Source organism: Sphingomonas sp. TREG-RG-20F-R18-01, from assembly GCF_022662475.1.
Taxonomy (GTDB): Bacteria; Pseudomonadota; Alphaproteobacteria; order Sphingomonadales; family Sphingomonadaceae; genus Sphingomonas.
The window spans coordinates 230,615-248,376 of record NZ_JAKNQQ010000002.1 but is presented as its reverse complement, the minus strand read 5'-3'; the positions used below and the strand labels follow the sequence as shown (position 1 = coordinate 248,376).

Here is a 17,762-nt window from a genome sequence, read left to right as displayed (position 1 = left end):
TCTGGTTCCGCGCCCTGTCTTACCCGTCGAACGGTTCGCCGCAGCGCGATCCGCTATTGTCCGCAGTTAATTTGACTTTAGCGATTCCCCGCCACAGTCCCTTGGCCCGACGCTGCGGGGCGACATCGGGCAGCGCTGTACGATTTTCGGGGGGCGGTTCAGCCTTGTTCTTGCGGAACGATCACGGCAGCGAAGATGCGGGCGGCACGACGGCACTGTCGTTCGGCCGCGCGATGGTGCCGGTGGTACAGCCCGGCACGTTCGACCGGCTGCGCGCCGCCGCGGTGGAGATCGACTGGGTTCCCGATCTTGGCACACGGATCGGCTCGCGTGACTGGTGGCGCGGAACCGCGACCTGTGCCGCGCTCTGTGCGACCGCGATCGCGCTTGCGCCTCCGATCACGCACCCGGTGCTCGGCGAGGCCGCCGCGCCCCTGATCGGGACCGACCGCGAAGAGGCCCGCGCGCAGATGATCGCGCCGCTCGCCTGGGGCGCCGACACGGGACGCCACATGGCATCCAACGATCTCGTCCGCCCGCTCACCGAAGCGCCCGAACGCCCGATCGAGCAACGCACCGCAACCGTCGGCCACGGTGACAGCCTGGGCGACATGCTTCAGCGCGCGGGACTTTCCGAACGCGATGCGCAGGATACCGTCGCGCTGGTGGCGACGACGGTGCCGCTCGGCGACCTGAAGCCGGGCACGCAGATCCCGATGACGCTCGGCCGCCGCCCCAATCGCAACGTCGCGCGCCCGCTCGAGGCGCTGTCGCTGCGCGCGCGGTTCGACCTCGAGCTGAACCTGAAGCGGGTCGGCGACCGGCTGGTGATGGACCGGCAGGCAATCGCGATCGACACGACGCCGCTGCGGATCACCGGCGCGGTCGGATCCAGCCTGTATCGATCGGCACGCGCAGCGGGCGTCCCGATCCGCGCGGTCGAAACCTATATCAAGGCGATCGCGAGCAAGGTCGCGATCGGCCAGATCAGTTCGAACGACAGCTACGACATCATCGTCGAGCGCCAGCGCGCGGCGACCGGGGAGACCCAGCTCGGCAAGCTGCTGTTCGCGGGGCTCGACCATGGACGGGAGAAGACCCAGCTCGTCCAGTGGAACGACGGCACCTGGTACGAGGCATCCGGCCAGGCCGAGCGGCAGGGCCAGTTCACCATGCCCGTGTCGATGGCGCGGGTGACCTCCAGTTTCGGCATGCGCTTCCACCCGCTGCTCGGCTTCACGCGGATGCACAAGGGAATCGACATCGGCACCGCCTGGGGCACGCCGGTCCACGCGCCGGCCGATGGCGTCATCGCCTTTGCCGGGCGCAGCGGCGGATACGGCAATTTCCTCAAGATGGCGCACGGCGGGTCGATCGTGACCTGTTACGGCCACCTCAGCCGCTTCGCGGTCCGTGTCGGGCAGCATGTCGCGCGCGGCGACGTGATTGCCTATTCGGGCAACAGCGGCATGTCGACCGGACCGCATCTGCACTGGGAAGTGTTGCGGGGCGGCGTCGCGGTCAATCCACGCGGCTTCTCCTTCTCGAGCCTTGCGACGCTATCGGGCGAGCAGTTGCGCGCGTTCCGGTCCAGGGTGTCGGGGTTGCTCGCGGTCAAGCCGGGCGCCTGATTGGCCCGTCGGGCATTAGCGCCCATCACCGCGGCGAAGGCGAGACCTCTGCAAAAGTCGCCCTGTTGCCCCTTCCCGTCACCCCGGCGCAGGCCGGGGCCGCCCTGTTAAGGGGCAAAACCGGCAATACCGCACCCCGCCGTCCCGCCGCGCTTACATAACCACACGGCCCCGGCCTTCGCCGGGGTGACGGAAAAGGAATTTACCGCCCCTGCGCGCGCCAGCGCTTCAGTGTCCGCGCGATGATCTCGTCCTCGCCGCCGGTTTCGCGCCACAGCTTCGAGAAGACCGGATCGTCCGACGCCGGGCGCCGTGAATCCTCGAGCGAATCGAACGACACGCGCACCGGCACCGCGACACCTTCGCCGCAGATGATGCACTCGCGATTGCGCAGCGCCGGAATTGCATCGAGAAAGCCGCGCGCGCCCTCCGGCATCGCCGCCCGGACGAACGCCTGGTCACGGTCGTTGTTGAGCCGCATCGCGATGATCGTGCCGCATTGCGACAGCACGCCTTCCGCCAGGTCCGAGGGCCGCTGCGTGATCAGCCCGAGCGACACGCCGTATTTGCGGCCTTCCTTGGCGATCCGGCTGAGGATGCGCCCGACGCTCGAATCGATCTTGTCGCCGTTCGGGATGTAGCGATGCGCCTCCTCGCAGACGAGCAGGATCGGGCGCTTGGGCTCGCCGCGCGACCAGATCGCGAAGTCGAACACCATCCGGCTCAGCACCGCCACCACCACGGACGTGATATCGCTCGGCACGCCTGAGACGTCGACGATCGAGATCGGCTTGCCGTCGCCGGGCAGGCGGAACACGCGCTGGAGGAACGTCGCCATCGTATCCGCGACGAGCATCCCCGAAAACATGAAGCCGTAGCGCGGATCGGCCTTGATCTCGTCGATCTTGGTCTTGAGCCGCAGATACGGCGCGGTGTCGCCCGCGCGGTCCATCTTGCCCATTTCGAGCCCGATCAGGTTGGTCAAGTCGCTGAGCAGATAGGGGACCGGCGCATCGACCGTCAGCTTGGTGATCTCCTGCCCCAGCCGCCCCTTGGCGCGCGCCATCAACAGGCATTTGGCAAGGATGTCCGCATCGATCTGCTTCTCGGAGCCCGAGCTGGTGACGAACACCTCGCAATGCTCCTCGAAGTTCATCAGCCAATAGGGCATCTGCAGGTTCGACACGTCGTAGATCGCGCCATTGTCGCGAAACGCCGAGGCATATTCGCCATGCGGGTCGATCATCACGACATGGCCCTGCGGCGCCATCTCGCAGATCCGGTGGAGGATCAGCGCGGCGCTGGTCGATTTGCCGGTCCCCGTGCTGCCGAGCAGCGCAAAATGCCGGCCGAGCAGCGCATCCACGTACAAGGCGGCGCGCACGTCGCGGGTCGGATAGACGGTGCCGATCTGGATATGCGCGCGGTCGTCCGCGGCGTAGATCTGCTGCATGTCGGCGGACGACACCGGATAGACGAAGCAACCGGGAGTCGGATAGCGCGTCACGCCGCGACGGAACTTGTACAGCTTGCCGGTCAGCTTTTCCTCGTCGCCCTCGCCGAGGAAATCGACCTGCGCGGCAATCCGGTCAGCGTGGCCGTCGAGCAGCTTGAGCGATCGGACGTTGGCGATCAGCCAGGTCGACCCGACTCGCATCTTGATCTGGCTGCCGACCGAGCCGGCGCTCCCGACGACCGGATCGGCATGGCGTCCGGTCTCGTCTAGCGCGGCGGCATCCAGCACGACCATGCCGCTCGATCCGGCTATGTCAAACACCATGCCGATACAGGTCGCGATCGCCATGGGCGCTGCATCGGCAAAGGCCTGACTGCCCTGCATCTCGGTCATGTGTATAAAATCCCGGGGGTTCCTGACCGCCAGACCTTGCCGCCAAGTGGTAAAGATTGCGTGTCGGCGGGTGGGAGGCGGACGGGGGTAGCCCGCCGGGTGCAAGCCGCCAGGGCAAAGGCCGGGGACCCGTCGAAATAGCCGGGCCACGGCGTTCGCCGATCAGGCGCGGTGTGCCCGCCCGCCCGCTAGAACCGCCGCGCGATCCACCCGGCCGCCCAGCCGAACAGCACCGACAGGCCCACCGCGACCAGCCCATAGGCGACCGACCAATGCTCCGCCGAGCGCGCGACGAAGCGTTCGAACCCCGATTTGCGGATCTCGATCTCGCGCGTTGCCGCGGCGAGCACGCGTCCGTCGCGGATCAGGAAGGTTTCCGCGGTGAACCGCCCGACCGGCACCCGCGCGGGGATCGTCACGCGCGCACGGTACAACACGCCGTCGGTAATCTCGACCGCCCCGGGCGACTCGACGTACAGTCCCGAGCGCCCCTTCAGGTCGACGAGGCCCCGCGCGAAACGATCCTGCTCCGACGTCGGCGCGCTGCTTGCCGGCGACAGCTGCAGGCTCTGTACCCCGAGTTCGTAGATCGCGCGGGTTCGCGCGTTCATCAGCTGCTCGATCGGCTTGGACGAGGCGAGCGCGTAGAAGCTGGGCGCCGAGCGATAGCGCAGCCGCGACGCGTTGACCCAGATCAGGCCTCCCAGCTTTTCCTTCTCGCGCACCAGGATCGATTGCGTCGGCCCCTTGACCACCACGACGATGTCGGTCGGCTTGTCGTCATCCGGCAGCCGCCCGCCGGGATAGAGGATCGCGCCGAACAGCAGCAGGTTCGCGCCGGTGAAGCTGTACTGGATCTCGATGTCGCGCTGCGACACGTCGGGAACGAGCACGGGCTTGGAGGCGGTCTGCGCCATCAACAGCGGGGCACCGATCAGCGCGAGGCCGGCGCGCTTCACGACAGTTCGACCGAATAGATCTCATCGGGACGCCAGCCGAGCCCGAGCGCGATCCGCCCCGCGACCAGCAGCACGATGATGGCGAGCGCAAGCCGCAGATATTCCGGCTTCACCTTGCTGGCGAAACGCGCGCCGACCTGCGCGCCCGCGACCGAGCCGACCAGCAGCAAGGCGGCCAGCACGATATCGACCGCCTTCGTCGTCGTGGCATGCACCATGGTGGCGGTCGCCGTCACGAACAGCGTCTGGAACAGCGACGTGCCCACCACCACCTGCGTCGTCATGCCGAGCAGATAGAGCATCGCGGGCACGAGAATGAACCCGCCGCCGACGCCGAGCAGGATCGTCAGGATCCCCACCCCGAACCCCAGCAGCAACGGCGCGAGCGGCGAAATATACAGGCCCGAGCGATAGAAGCGCGTGCGCAGCGGCAGCGCCGCCACCAGCGGATGATGCCGGCGCTTGCGGGGGCGCGGTGCCGCGCCCGAGCGTGCCGCCCGGATCGCGCCCAGCGCCTCGGTCGCCATCATGCTGCCGATCGATCCGAGCAGGAGGACATAGACGATCGCGATGACGGTATCGATCTGCCCGCTCGCCTGGAGCAGGCGGAAGATCCACCCGCCGACGAGCGAGCCCACCATGCCGCCCGCCACCAGCACGCCACCCATCTTGAAGTCGACGCCCTTGCGCCGGACGTGCGCGAACACGCCCGAGACGCTTGCCCCCGTCACCTGACTGGCGGCGGAGGCGGCCGCCACGGTCGGGGGAATGCCATAGACGATCAGCAGCGGCGTGGTCAGGAAGCCGCCGCCCACCCCGAACATGCCCGACAGGAATCCGACGCCGCCACCCAGCAGGATGATCACCAGCGCGTTGACCGAAAGATTGGCGATGGGCAGGTAGATGTCCATGGTCGACCAGCGATAGCGCGGCCTGGCCAAAGCCGCGACTCAGAAATCCGTCCCCAGCGTCAGGGCCGGCCCCGACCCCGGCTTCGCCCGCCCCCCGATCCGTTCGCGCCAATCCAGCGTCAGGCGCAGCGTGTGCGTCGCGATCGGCACATGGATCGCCATCGTCGGTCCGATATCGAACCGTTCGACGCCCCGCTGCGCCCCGCCCCAAACGCCCAGCCCGAGGTCGATCGGCGCATCCGCCACCCGCCCCGCGGTCCGCGTGAGGCGCGCGGCGGCATCGGCATAGGGCTCGGCGATCGCGCGCTGGATCACGCCGGCCTGGCCATAGCCTTCCGCCAGGAGGCTCCGCCCGATCCGCAGCGGTCCGAAACCGCCGACCAGCCCGGCCTCCGGCCCGCCTCGCCCCCCGCCGATCGTGAAGCGCCGCTGCACGACGAGGCGCAGCGGCAGGCGCGTCGGCTGCCATTCCAGCCCCAGCGCGGCCTCCCGCAGGCCGGCGCCTAGCGGCGTGGTGAGCCGCGCGGCCAGCGCCAAGCGACCTCGCCGATCCAGCGTTCGCACCAGCCTGATCCCCGCCTGCGATCCGCCCAACTCGCCGGCCACCGGCGCACCGGCGGGCGCGATCCCGGCGCGGCCGACCAGCCAGGCGCTGCCCGACCAGCGCGGCGCCCGGGCCGATCCGCCTGCGCGGAAAGGCCGCCCCGCGACGAAGGGCGGGACGGTCAGGGGGGTGCGGTCGCCGGGTGCGTTGCCGGCGGGGAGAAGCGGCTCCGCGGCGGCGGCGGCAGGCGGCGCGATCATGCGCTCCCCGAGCAGCAGCAGCGCCGGAGTCGCTCGGATGGCCAAAGCGTCGGGAGCGATCCCCCCGCGTCGCCCCGGCACGCTCTCCGGCGGAAGGCCATCGCGCGACACCCGTGCCATCAGCGCCATGACCGGCCGCAGTCGCGCCGCCACCGCGCGGTTCGGCGGCGCCGTCACCGCATAGCCTGGCCACAAGGCGATCGTTCGCACGCCGATCCAGCCCGCGGCCACCGCCGCGAGGAAGCGTAACGGTCGGCCATGGCCGTGCCGTTGCGCGGCCTTCACATCGGATCGCCGGTGAGATCCGGAAAGACATGCGCGGTCTTGTCCCATCGCAACGCGACGCCGCGCAGGGATTGCACATAGGACGCGACGGCGCGCCGCGCCGCCAGCAGCGAGATCACGTTGCCGGCAAGGACGCGGGGGACCGACCAGCAGGCTTCGCGCCAGCCATAGGCCTGCCCGGTGAACAGCGCGCGGACCGCCAGGCGCCACGCGAGCAGTGCCGCATTGCCATGCAACAAGCGATCGAGCGCGATCGGCGTTGGCGGCGGCGGCACCCCGGCCAGGCGATGCGCCACCTGCGCGACGACCCAAGCGACCAGCGCGCCATAACCGCTTGCGAGCACCAGAACGGCGAGCGGCGCGCGGCGATCCCGCATGCGCATCCAGTGATCCCGCCAGTCCCCGACGGGTCCCCAGCCCAGCCGATCCCATCCCGCGAACGCAATCCCGGTCATCCAGCGCGCCTTCTGGCGCACCGCGCCGGCGATCGTCGCGGGGAAATATGCGCGCACCGCGACCGGCGCCCCGCCTTCCCGCTCGCGGACCCGGGCCAGCGTCCCCTTCCCGCCCAGCGCCGCGATATGCAGGCCGAGCTCATAATCCTCGGTGAGCGAATGGTCGTCGAACGGACGTCCACCGCGCGCCTCGGCGATGCGTCCGATCATGCCGCGCTCGATCGCGCAGCCGACCCCGGCGAGCGGCAGGCCGACGCCGAGCGTCTGGCGGACGACCAGCTGCTTGCCATGGGCCTCGGCAAACTCGTCGGCGTAATGGCCCGAAATCAGCCGTGCCCGGCGATCGACGAGCGGCAGGACCGGAAGCTGGACGACGCTGTATCGGCCGATCAGCGCATCGAACACGCGCAGTTCACCGGCATGGACGACGTCTTCCGCATCGTGGAGGATGACCGCGGCCGCCGTGACGCCATCGCGTCGCTCGTCGCGACACAGCGCCCGCCAGAGCGCGTTGAGGCAATCCGCCTTGGTCGTCGGCCCCGGCTTCGCCCCGATCACCAGTCGAACGCGTGAATCGCGTGCCGCGACCGCGACGACCGCATCGATCGTCGCACGATCATTCGGATAAGCCCCGACGTACACCCGATAATCGCCATGATCGAAGCGGGCGAGCGCAGTCCGGAGCATCGCGCCGATCACGGCGGATTCGTCCCATGCCGCGACGAAGACGGCAAGGCGCCGCTGCGGCCGTCGATCGTAGGCGGCCAGCGTCGGCCTGGGCCGTCCCGCCCGCCAGCACCGGGTGACGAGCCACAGCATATCGATCGCCAGATCGTCGATCCCGCCGATCGCCAGGCCGATCGCGGCAAAGACGATCGCCTCATGGGCGATCGCATCGATCGCGACGATACCCCATCCTGCTCCCACCCTGGCCCCCCGACTCAGTGTGGCCGCAGTTAACCATGGATTGATCGCCCCGCCGCAGCGATTTGTTGCGATATCGTAACGGTTCGGCGCGCGGGTGGTGCGGCTGGTCGCTATTACCCCATGTGCGGGATTGCCGTCCCCAATGACGACCGGCCGCCCCCCTGGCGGAGGACGGCCGGTGTCTCGCGACGAACGAAGCGGTTAGCGGTAGAAGCCGCGGATCACATCGATGACATAGCCGCGCCGGGTGTCGACGAGGATCACGTCGTTATAATGCCGCACCCATTGCTGGCCCCAGCCGGCGCGCGGCAGGCGATAGCGCCACGGGTCGGCGATGACATAGCGCGGTCCATAATACGGCGCGTCGATGCGCAGGCCCGGGCGGAAGACGGTGTAGCGGAACGGCGCGTTCCAGTTGCCGCGGGCGTAATAGGCCGGGTTGCGGTCACGCCAGCCGCGCCAGTCGTCGCGGCCCCAGGCGCGATCGCGGTCGCGCGCGTCCTCGCGATATTCCTGGCGGGCATCGCGCACGTCGCGTCGCTGTTCGCGGATGTCGCGCGGGTCGCCGCTGCGATAGGCCTGGCGCAGGTCACGCTGTTCCTCGCGGATTTCGCGACGGTCGTGCCGCAGTTCCTCGTTCGATTGCGCCTGTGCGGCCACCGGCGTCAGCGTGGCGGCAAGCAGGGCGGTGACGATAAGGGTACGCATGGATCATCTCCTCCAAGTGCGGAACGGCGCTTCGCCGAAGCGCCGAACCATGAGAGGCGATATGCCCGTTGCGAACTGAACCCTCCGCGAACAGGCGCGTCAGCCCAGCGACAGGGTTGTATCAGGGTGTAACGCCGGCGTTACGGCGTGTCGCGACCACCGCCACTGCCGTTGGGGCCACCGCCCGTACCCCCGCCGCCACCACCGCCGCCGATGGCGCCGACCGTTCCGATGTTGCCGAACAATTCGTCGAAGAAGCTGCGCTTCTTGCCCAGGGTCGGCGTGATCTTGCTCGACGGGCTGATGCTCGCGACCTGTTCGACCCCGGTGCGCCGCACCGCCGACACCACGCCGCGATCGTCGAAGCTGATCCGCACGGTCGTCTGCTCGCGCACCTTCGGGTTGTTATAGGCGTAGTTGCGGGTCTCGCGGCTGATATAATACCAGTCGCCTTCGTTGAACTGGCTGGTGAAGGTCGGCTTGCCGAGCACCGCGAGCACCGACTGGCGGTTGTCGGTGCCGGTCTGGACCGAATTGACCAGGTCGGGATCGATCACATAGCCCTGATGCGATTTCAGCGGAACGCAGGCGCTCCCCCCCACGATGATGGTGGCGGCGAGGACGGCGGCCGTCAGCTGGCGGACGGACTTGAGGCTCATCGACTTCTCCACACCGGCGCGGCACCCAGGGCAGGGCGCGCCATTCCATTGCATCCCGGACGCGATGCCTCAATATGCCGGGAAACGCGGCCAAACAAGGGCAGGCCTTGGGCAACCGCGAGAGGATATGCGTTTGAACTGGTTATCGAAGGTTTTCGGGGGTCGCGAGGACGCGGTCGCGCTGGCGCTGTACCACGGCGTCGTCGCGCAGGCGCGGCTGCCGCACTGGTATGAGGCGGGGGGCGTGCCCGACACGATCGACGGCCGCTTCGACATGATCGCGGCGATCCTGTCGTTCGTCCTGCTGCGGCTCGAACGCGACCCGTCCGCCGCCGCGGCGAGCGCGCGGCTGACCGAACGGTTCGTCAGCGACATGGACGGGCAGCTGCGCGAATCCGGCGTCGGCGACATCGGCGTCGGCAAGCATATCGGCAAGATGATGGGAATGCTCGGCGGTCGGCTCGGCGCCTATCGCGACGGCCTGGCGGCGCGCGACCTTGGCGCGGCGCTGGAACGCAACCTGTACCGGGCGGGGCCCCCTGCCCCCGCCGCGCTGGCGCATACCCAGGACGCGCTGTTTGCGTTCGACGCGCGACTCGCGGCCCTGCCCACGTCCACGATCCTTGCGGGAGACATCGCATGACCGCCCCCGAATTTTCGCGCACCGAGCGGATCGACACGATCGGCGAGGGCGAACGCACCATCACCATCACCGCAAACGATGCCGAGCGCGCGGCGCTCGCCAGGCGGTTCGACCTGATTTCGGTCGACCGGCTCGAGGCGACGTTCGCGGTGCGCCGCGATGCCGCCGGCGTGGTCGCGCGCGGGACCGTGCGCGCGGCGGTGGTGCAGGCGTGTTCGGTCACCGACGATCCGTTGCCGGTGACGGTCGAGGAGCCGATCGCCTTGCGCTTCGTCGACCACGAACCTGATTCGGAGGAGATCGAGCTCGATCCCGACGCGCTCGACACGATGGTGTTCGACGGCGCGGCGATCGATCTCGGCGAGGCGGCGGCGGAAACGATGGCGCTGTCGCTCGATCCCTTCCCCCGCGGGCCCAATGCCGCGGCGGCGCTCAGGGCGGCAGGCGTGATCAGCGAGGAAGAGGCCAAGCCCGCGGGCGCGCTCGCAGGGCTGAAGGAAGCGCTCGAGAAGCGGCTGAACCGGTCGTGACCCGTCGTTGACTCGAACAACACCGCCAGCCCCTCCCCGGCGAAGGCCGGGGCCCAGTCGCGAAGGTCGCTGAAGCGAAGCGCAGCATCCGCCTCATGCCGCCCGCTGCTGGGCCCCGGCCTCCGCCGGGGAAGTGATCAGGGTATGGCGGTGCCTGTTCCTGGACGGGCGTTTCACCACCTCCCGCAAGGTTCGAGCGGCATCAAGGGCACCTTCTGCGCTTCCCCGGCGAAGGCCGGGGCCCAGTCGCGAAGGTCGCTGAAGCGAAGCGCAGCACCCGCCTTATGCCGCCCGCTCCTCGGCCCCGGCCTTCGCCGGGGAAGTCATCAGGGTCTGGCGGTGCCTGTTCCTGGACGGGCGTTTCACCACCTCCCGCAAGGTTCGAGCGGCATCAAGGGCACCTTCTGCGCTTCCCCGGCGAAGGCCGGGGCCCAGTAGCGAAGGTTGCTGGGGCGAAGCGCAGCACCCGCCTTATGCCGCCCGCTCCTCGGCCCCGGCCTTCGCCGGGGAAGTCATCAGGGTCTGGCGGTGCCTGTTCCTGGACGGGCGTTTCACCACCTCCCGCAAGGTTCGAGCGGCATCGAGGCACCTTCTGCGCTTCCCCGGCGAAGGCCGGGGCCCAGTAGCGAAGGTTGCTGGGGCGAAGCGCAGCACCCGCCTTATGCCGCCCGCTCCTGGGCCCCGGCCCTCGCCGGGGAAGTCATCAGGACAGGAGCGATTTGCAAGACAGTAGCGGCGACCCGTCTCAGTCCTCGTCCGGCCCCAAGCTCGCGTCCAGATCGCGCGGGCGTACGAACTTCGTTAGCCGCGCCGCGCCTGGCGCGAGATCCCCCCATTCCCCGTCGAACGTCATCTCCGCCATCGTCGCGGTCGGATATTTCGCCTCGAGCGCCACCCGCAACGGCTCCTCCGACATCGGCACCAGCCACAAAGCGAGATCCTCCAGACCCGGATTATGCCCGACCAGCAGCAGCCGCTCGGTCGCCACGGGCACCGCATGCACCAGGTCGAGCAGCGTCACTGCCGAGGCGAGATAGATCCGCCGGTCCCACGCGGGCGCGAGCGTCCGGCCATAGCCGCTCTCCACCCCCGCGAGCGTCTCGACCACGCGCACCGCGGGCGAGGCGACGACCTTGTCGAACGCCAGACCTGCGCTGCGCAAATGCGTCCCCATCATTGCGGCGGCGCGTTTTCCCTTGGGATTCAATGCCCGATCAAAATCGCGCAGCGCCGGGTCATCCCAACCCGACTTGGCATGGCGCAGCAGCGTCAGCGTCTTCACGGGCCTTCTCCGTCATTCAGGCGGTTGCGCGAGCCCCATGCCCCGTTTGCACGACCGAGGGAAGCGCCGCGGCGCGCGCAACGGCCTCATCGAGCGTGACGCGCGTGATCGCAACGCCGGGCGGAAAGGCGGTGAGCAACCGCGACGGCATCGCGGAGGACAGCAGCACGAACATCCCGTGATCGTCCGCGCGGCGGATCAGCCGCCCGAACGCCTGCGCCATCCGCGCGCGGACGATGCGGTCGTCATAGGCCTTGCCGCCCCCCTCGCCCGTCGCCGCCATCCGGCGCGCGGCGTGGAGCACGGTCGGCTTGGGCCATGGCACCCCCTCGAGCACGACCATCCGCAGCGAGCGTCCGGGCACGTCGACCCCGTCGCGCAAGGCGTCGGTGCCGAGCAGCGACGCGGCAGGATCGTCGCGGAAGATGTCGACCAAAGTCCCCGTATCGATCGGGTCGACATGCTGCGCATAAAGTGGCAGCCCTTCGCGCGCCAAGCGGTCCGCGATCCGCGCATGGACTCCGCGCAACCGCCGGATCGCGGTGAACAGCCCGAGCATCCCGCCCCCGCTCGCGAGCCCCAGCCGCGCATAGGCATTGGCGAGCGCCGCCATGTCGCCGCGCTTGACGTCGGTGACGATCAGCACTTCGGCCTGGTTGGCATAATCGAACGGCGACAGCGCGGCGAACCGGCTCGCGCCGCGCAGCACGTGGTTCGCGCCGGTGCGCGCTTCGGCGACGTCCCAGCCGCCCCCATTACCGGATTCGTCGCTGCTCGCATCGCCGCCACGCAGCGTCGCGGAAGTGACGAGCACGCCATGTGCCTGCTTGAGCACCGTCTCGGCGAATGGCCGGGTCGGGTCGAGCCAGTGGCGGTGGAGCCCGACGTCGTAATCGCGCCCCTCGACACGGTCGACCGCCATCCAGTCGACGAAATCGGGCGAGGCCGGCCCGCCGATCCGCGTCAGCAGCGACAGCCACGCCGCGACCGTATCCGCGCGCCACGCAAGCGACGCGACCGCACCCTCGATCCGCGCGCGCGCCTGCCCGTCCATCCAGTCGGGCCCTTCCTCGAGCACCGCTTCCAGCCGCCGCCCGAGCGCGACCAGCGGGCGCACCAGCGCATCGAGCGCCTCGGCGGCGGGTGCGGCGGCCTCGATCAAGGCGGGATCGGGTTCGGCGAGTTCGGTTTCCAGGCCATAGCCCGCATCGCCCTCGGTCTCGGCGCGCGCATAGGTCAGCCCGCGCACCGCCGCGAGCAATGCCTCGACCGGCCCGAACGGGGCACCCTCCCCCAGCCGTTGCAACCAGCCGTCGCTGGCGAGCGCGTGCGCCGCGACCACCGCATCGGTGATCGCGCGTCCGCCCGCCTCGTCATAGCTCGCCACGTCCGACAGCCGCGCCGCCAGCCCGCGCCGCCGCCCACGCCCGCCCGATTCGGGGCCGATCACCCAGCGGCGCAGCTCGATCGTCTCCGCGCCGGTCAGCGCGGTCGAGAACATCGCGTCGGCGGCGTCGAAAATGTGATGCCCCTCGTCGAACACATAGCGCGTGGGGCGAGTCGTCTGCTCGCGCCCGCGCGCGGCGTTGACCATCACCAGCGCATGATTGGCGATCACCAGATCGGCATCGGCACTCGCGCGCGCGGCGCGTTCGATGAAACATTTCCGGTAATGCGGGCACCCCGCATAGACGCACTCGCCGCGCCGGTCGGTCAGCGCGGTCGATCCGTTGCGGCGGAACAGCGTGGTCAGCCAGCCGGGCAGATCGCCCCCGACCATGTCCCCGTCCGCGGTATATCCCGCCCAGCGCGCGACCAGTTGCGCGAGGATCGCCGCGCGCCCGGCGAACCCGCCCTGCAACGCATCCTCGAGGTTGAGCAGGCACAGGTAATTCTCGCGCCCCTTGCGCGTCACGACCTTGGCCTTGCGCACGGTGGCGTCGGGGAACAGCCGCGCGCTTTCCTGCCCCAATTGCCGCTGGAGCGCCTTGGTAAAGGTCGACACCCACACCGCGCCACCTGCCTGCTCCGCCCACAAGGACGCGGGCGCGAGATAACCGAGCGTCTTGCCGATCCCGGTCCCCGCTTCGGCCAGCACCATGTTGGGCGCGCCTTGCGTCATCCGCGGCGCGAACGCCTCGCGTGCAGCCTGGGCATAGGCGCGTTGGCCCGGACGTTGTTCGGCGGCGCTGCCGGTGAGCGTGGCGAGCCGTTGCTGCGTCTGGTCGGCGTCGAGCGACACGGTGCGCGGGGCGGGGCGGGGCGCACCTTCGGTCCATTCGGGGAGGCGGGTGTAGAGCCAGCGTTCGGCGACCTTGGGCCTGGGGAGCCGGTCGACCAGCAGCGGCGCCCAGGTCCAGCGGAGCTTGAACAAGGATTGCGCGGCGGTCCACGATCCCTCGCGCTCGGGCCAGTCGTCCGATCCGATCATCCCGAGCAACGCCTCGGTTGCGGCACGGAGGAATTGCGCGATCTCGGCGTCGGCCTCGGGCGCGGCGAGCCCCGCGACGCGCGCCAGCCCGCGCGGGGTCGGCACCATGAAGCGCGCGGGGCAGAGGAACGCGTAGAGTTCGAGCAGGTCGAGCCCCGAGAGATCGGCATAGCCCAGCCGCTGCCCGATCAGCGCGGCATTGAGCAGGATGACAGGGGTATCGGCGGCGATCCGGATCGCCTCGCCGCGCCCGATCGGGCGGGTGCCGTTCGCGTCGGCGATCCAGATGCCGCTGTGGCTGGCATGCAGGGCAGGATAGGGAAGCGTGGCCACGGGGGGTATATCGCGTGGCGGGAACGGAATGGCAACGCTGGAGGCGGTGGATTGCTCGCTTCGCCATCGGAAACGGCGCTCCCCCGGCGCGCGTGGGGAAGCCGTTATAGGAGGCCGCGTCCGTCGATCGCCAACGCCGGCATCGTCGCACTGGTGAGTTCGCCCTCGAGCGGCACCATGCGTCGCGCGGCGAAGCCGTCCACCCCCGGATCCCAGAACTGGTGCACCTCGCCGCTTGCCACCGCGACGACCCAATATTCCGGCACGCCGTGCGCCAAATACAGCGCGCATTTGACGCCGAGATCGCGGGCAACCGTGCTGTCCGCTACCTCGACAACGATCGCGAGGTCGCGCACTTCATAATAGCGATCGTCCGACCCCCCGCGGGCAACGATCACGTCGGGCTGCGGCAAATCGTGCGACGGTAGCGCGAGCGACGATTCGCTGAACGCCTCATACCGCGAGCCGATGTCTTCCAGCGCGCGCTGCAAGCGACGGGTCAAATAATTCTTGATCCGATTATGCCGCCGGAATTCCGCGTTCATGACCTCGATCACCCCGTCAATCAGTTCGACCTTTCCGTACGCGTCAAACACGCCCGCGTGATCGAGGAGTGTGAAATCCTCGATACGGAGCTTCAGGCGATGCGGCTCGGTCAGGGACGGCGGCATGTTCATGGGATGACCATAGCATTTGCGCTTGCCCCCCTAAAGCGGCAAACGCGGGCATCATGACCGACACAGCTTTCCGCACCGCCGCCCAAGACTCCAAGGCCTGGCCGTATGAGGAAGCGCGCAAGCTCCTCAAGCGCCATCCCGACGGCAAGCCGGGGAACGCACCCGTCATCTTCGAAACGGGCTATGGTCCCTCGGGGCTCCCGCATATCGGCACGTTCAACGAAGTGCTGCGCACGACGATGGTACGCCACGCGTTCCAAACGCTGTCGGATGCGCCGACCCGGCTGATCGAATTCAGCGACGATATGGACGGCCTGCGCAAGGTGCCCGACAACGTCCCCAACCAGGCGATGCTGGCCGAGCATCTCGGCAAGCCGCTCAGCCGCATTCCCGATCCGTTCGAGAAGTTCGAGAGTTTCGCAGCGCACAACAATGCGATGCTGCGCGATTTCCTCGATCGCTTCGGCTTCGAATACGAATTCATCTCCTCCGCCTCGCAATATGAGGCCGGGGTGTTCGACGATGCGCTCAAGGGCGTGCTGCGCAATTATGCCGCGATCATGGGCGTGATGCTCCCGACGCTGCGCAAGGAACGCGCCGCGACCTATTCGCCGATCCTGCCGATCAGCCCCAAGACCGGCGTCGTGCTCCAGGTCCCGGTCGAGGTCGTCAATATCGAGGAGGGCACGATCCGCTTCACCGACAGCGACGGCGAAGTGCTGGTGCAATCGATCCTCGGCGGCCACGCCAAGCTGCAGTGGAAAGTCGACTGGGCGATGCGCTGGGTCGCTTTGGGCGTCGATTACGAGATGTACGGCAAGGACCTGATCGACAGCGGCGTCCAGTCGGGCAAGATCGCACGCGTGCTCGGCGGTCGGCCGCCCGAGGGGCTGATCTACGAGATGTTCCTCGACGAGAAGGGCGAGAAGATCTCCAAGTCGAAGGGCAATGGGCTGACGCTCGAGCAGTGGCTCGATTACGGGACGCAGGAAAGCCTGTCCTTCTTCGCCTATCGCGAGCCCAAGAAGGCCAAGCAGCTCCACGTCGGCGTCATCCCGCGCGCGGTGGACGAGTATTTCGATTTCCGCGGAAAATATGCAGCGCTTCCGGTCGAGCAGAAGCTCGGCAATCCGGTGCATCACATCCATGACGGCGATGTGCCGGGGACGACCCCGCCGGTGACGTTCGGGCTGCTGCTCAACCTCGTCGGCGTGCTCGGCGCGGGCGCGACCGCGGAGCAGGTGCGGGGGTATCTCAGCAACTACGTAGAGGGCGAAATCACGCCCGAGCTCGACGCGCTGATCGGCCATGCGCTCGCCTACAACCGCGATTTCGTCGCGCCGACGCTCCAGCGGCGCAAGCCCGTGGGGATCGAGGTCACCGCACTCGAACGGCTCGATCGCGATCTGGCCGCCGCGCCTGCCGATGCCTCGGCGGTCGATTTGCAGAACATCGTCTATGCGATCGGCAACGAGGGCGGGTTCGATCCGCTGCGCAGCTGGTTCGGTGCGTTGTACGAGACGTTGCTCGGCTCGTCGCAGGGGCCGCGGATGGGCAGCTTCATCGCGCTCTACGGGATCGACAATACCCGCACGCTGATCGCCGAGGCGCTGGCGGACTGACGGAGGACCTACCCATGCCGACCAAACCGCTGATCGGCCCGACGACGCGGCTGTGCATGTCGCTGGCGGCGCGTCCGGGCACTTTCGGGACGCGCTTCCACAACCGGCTGTACGAAACGCTGGGGCTGGATTTCGTCTACAAGGCGTTCTCGACGCAGGACCTGGAGGGCGCGGTGCGCGGGATTCGTGCGCTCGACATTCGCGGCTGCGCGATCTCGATGCCGTTCAAGGAAGCGGTGATCCCGCTGCTCGACGGCCTCGCGCCCTCGGCGGCGGCGATCGACAGCGTCAACACGATCGTCAACGACGACGGCGTGCTGACCGGGCACAATACCGATTATGCCGCGGTCGCGCGGCTGATCGCCGACATCGACCCCGCGACGCGCTTCATGCTGCGCGGATCGGGCGGGATGGCGAAGGCGGTGGCCGCGGCACTCCGCGACGCGGGGTTTCGCGACGGGACGATCGTCGCGCGCAATACGGCGGCGGGGCAGGGGCTTGCGGCGCTGTACGGGTTCGCCTGGCGTGCCGAGTTGGGCGAGGATGCGGCGGGGCTGCTGCTCAACGTCACCCCGCTCGGGATGACCGGGGGCGATGCCGCTGCGCTCGCTTTCCCGCAGGCGATGATCGCGGCGAGCGACGTGGTAGTGGACGTGGTGCAATATCCGCCCGAGACGCCATTGCTCCGCGCGGCGCGGGCGGCGGGCAAGCGTGTGATCACGGGGGCGGAGGTGGCGACCTTGCAGGCGCTCGACCAGTTCGTGTTGTACACCGGGGTGACGCCCGACGCGGATCAGGTCGCGGAGGCCGCAGCGTTCGCCCGCGCGAACGGGTAGGCAGAAGCGGAGCGGGGGAGCGGGGGGGAGGATTACCGCCACCCCATTCCGTCATCCTGAACTTGTTTCAGGATCCAGCCCTCCACATGTCCGGACTATGCCTGTTGCGCCGTGGATGCTGAAACAAGTTCAGCATGACGGCAGCTTTTGGGGCCGGGGACGACCGAAGTGGCGACCGGGAAGAGGCGTTTCCCAAACCCGCCGCTCGCTTCCGGTTCCC

At 68.8% G+C, this 17,762-nt stretch carries 15 protein-coding genes; 5 read left to right on the top strand and 10 right to left on the bottom strand.

The genetic code is table 11. From position 1 onward, the window contains the following. Positions 1 to 164 precede the first annotated feature (164 nt). On the top strand, positions 165 to 1,631 hold the full coding sequence (locus tag L8K25_RS06695) for a M23 family metallopeptidase (RefSeq protein ID WP_242138123.1): 1,467 nt from the start codon (positions 165 to 167) through the stop codon (positions 1,629 to 1,631). Positions 1,632 to 1,833: 202 nt separating this feature from the next. Here L8K25_RS06695 and L8K25_RS06690 read toward each other — a convergent pair whose 3' ends face one another. From L8K25_RS06690 to bamE, 7 genes are all read right to left on the bottom strand, one after another. Next, a complete protein-coding gene (locus tag L8K25_RS06690; protein ID WP_242138122.1) occupies positions 1,834 to 3,480 on the bottom strand; it encodes a DUF87 domain-containing protein in 1,647 nt (548 codons plus the stop codon). A 188-nt stretch (positions 3,481 to 3,668) separates the two neighbouring features. Further along, positions 3,669 to 4,439, bottom strand: coding sequence for a TIGR02186 family protein (locus L8K25_RS06685; protein ID WP_242138121.1), 771 nt, complete (start codon positions 4,437 to 4,439; stop codon positions 3,669 to 3,671). Then, a complete protein-coding gene (locus tag L8K25_RS06680) occupies positions 4,436 to 5,350 on the bottom strand; it encodes a sulfite exporter TauE/SafE family protein (RefSeq protein ID WP_242138120.1) in 915 nt (304 codons plus the stop codon). Before L8K25_RS06680 ends, L8K25_RS06685 begins: the two co-directional genes overlap by 4 nt. A gap of 39 nt (positions 5,351 to 5,389) precedes the next feature. Beyond that, on the bottom strand, positions 5,390 to 6,439 hold the full coding sequence (locus tag L8K25_RS06675; RefSeq protein ID WP_242138119.1) for a hypothetical protein: 1,050 nt from the start codon (positions 6,437 to 6,439) through the stop codon (positions 5,390 to 5,392). After that, positions 6,436 to 7,821 carry a glycosyl transferase family protein gene (locus L8K25_RS06670; RefSeq protein WP_242138118.1) on the bottom strand — a complete coding sequence of 462 codons (1,386 nt, stop codon included), beginning with the start codon at positions 7,819 to 7,821 and terminating at the stop codon, positions 6,436 to 6,438. The genes L8K25_RS06675 and L8K25_RS06670 overlap by 4 nt, the downstream gene beginning before the upstream one ends. 201 nt (positions 7,822 to 8,022) lie before the next feature. Beyond that, positions 8,023 to 8,529 carry an RcnB family protein gene (locus tag L8K25_RS06665; protein ID WP_242138117.1) on the bottom strand — a complete coding sequence of 169 codons (507 nt, stop codon included), beginning with the start codon at positions 8,527 to 8,529 and terminating at the stop codon, positions 8,023 to 8,025. 140 nt (positions 8,530 to 8,669) lie between these two features. Further along, positions 8,670 to 9,188 carry an outer membrane protein assembly factor BamE gene (bamE, locus tag L8K25_RS06660; protein ID WP_242138116.1) on the bottom strand — a complete coding sequence of 173 codons (519 nt, stop codon included), beginning with the start codon at positions 9,186 to 9,188 and terminating at the stop codon, positions 8,670 to 8,672. 127 nt (positions 9,189 to 9,315) lie between these two features. Between bamE and L8K25_RS06655 the strand changes: the two genes are divergently transcribed. Further along, positions 9,316 to 9,831, top strand: coding sequence for a ubiquinol-cytochrome C chaperone family protein (locus L8K25_RS06655; protein ID WP_242138115.1), 516 nt, complete (start codon positions 9,316 to 9,318; stop codon positions 9,829 to 9,831). Further along, entirely contained in the window at positions 9,828 to 10,361 is a 534-nt protein-coding gene (locus L8K25_RS06650) for a DUF177 domain-containing protein (RefSeq protein ID WP_242138114.1), read from the top strand. Before L8K25_RS06655 ends, L8K25_RS06650 begins: the two co-directional genes overlap by 4 nt. A gap of 745 nt (positions 10,362 to 11,106) precedes the next feature. Here L8K25_RS06650 and L8K25_RS06645 read toward each other — a convergent pair. The 3 genes from L8K25_RS06645 to L8K25_RS06635 form a co-directional block, all read right to left on the bottom strand. Beyond that, positions 11,107 to 11,643 (bottom strand): histidine phosphatase family protein, encoded by a 537-nt coding sequence (locus tag L8K25_RS06645; protein WP_242138113.1) that lies wholly within the window; start codon positions 11,641 to 11,643, stop codon positions 11,107 to 11,109. Positions 11,644 to 11,659: 16 nt separating this feature from the next. Further along, on the bottom strand, positions 11,660 to 14,407 hold the full coding sequence (locus L8K25_RS06640) for an ATP-dependent DNA helicase (RefSeq protein ID WP_242138112.1): 2,748 nt from the start codon (positions 14,405 to 14,407) through the stop codon (positions 11,660 to 11,662). 104 nt (positions 14,408 to 14,511) lie between these two features. Further along, positions 14,512 to 15,084, bottom strand: a complete 573-nt coding sequence (locus tag L8K25_RS06635; RefSeq protein WP_242138111.1) for a Uma2 family endonuclease — start codon at positions 15,082 to 15,084, stop codon at positions 14,512 to 14,514. A gap of 53 nt (positions 15,085 to 15,137) precedes the next feature. Here L8K25_RS06635 and L8K25_RS06630 point away from each other — a divergent pair, with 53 nt between their 5' ends. Then, positions 15,138 to 16,706 (top strand): lysine--tRNA ligase, encoded by a 1,569-nt coding sequence (locus L8K25_RS06630; protein WP_242138110.1) that lies wholly within the window; start codon positions 15,138 to 15,140, stop codon positions 16,704 to 16,706. A 14-nt stretch (positions 16,707 to 16,720) separates the two neighbouring features. After that, entirely contained in the window at positions 16,721 to 17,542 is an 822-nt protein-coding gene (locus L8K25_RS06625; RefSeq protein ID WP_242138109.1) for a shikimate 5-dehydrogenase, read from the top strand. The last annotated feature ends 220 nt before the right edge of the window (positions 17,543 to 17,762 follow it).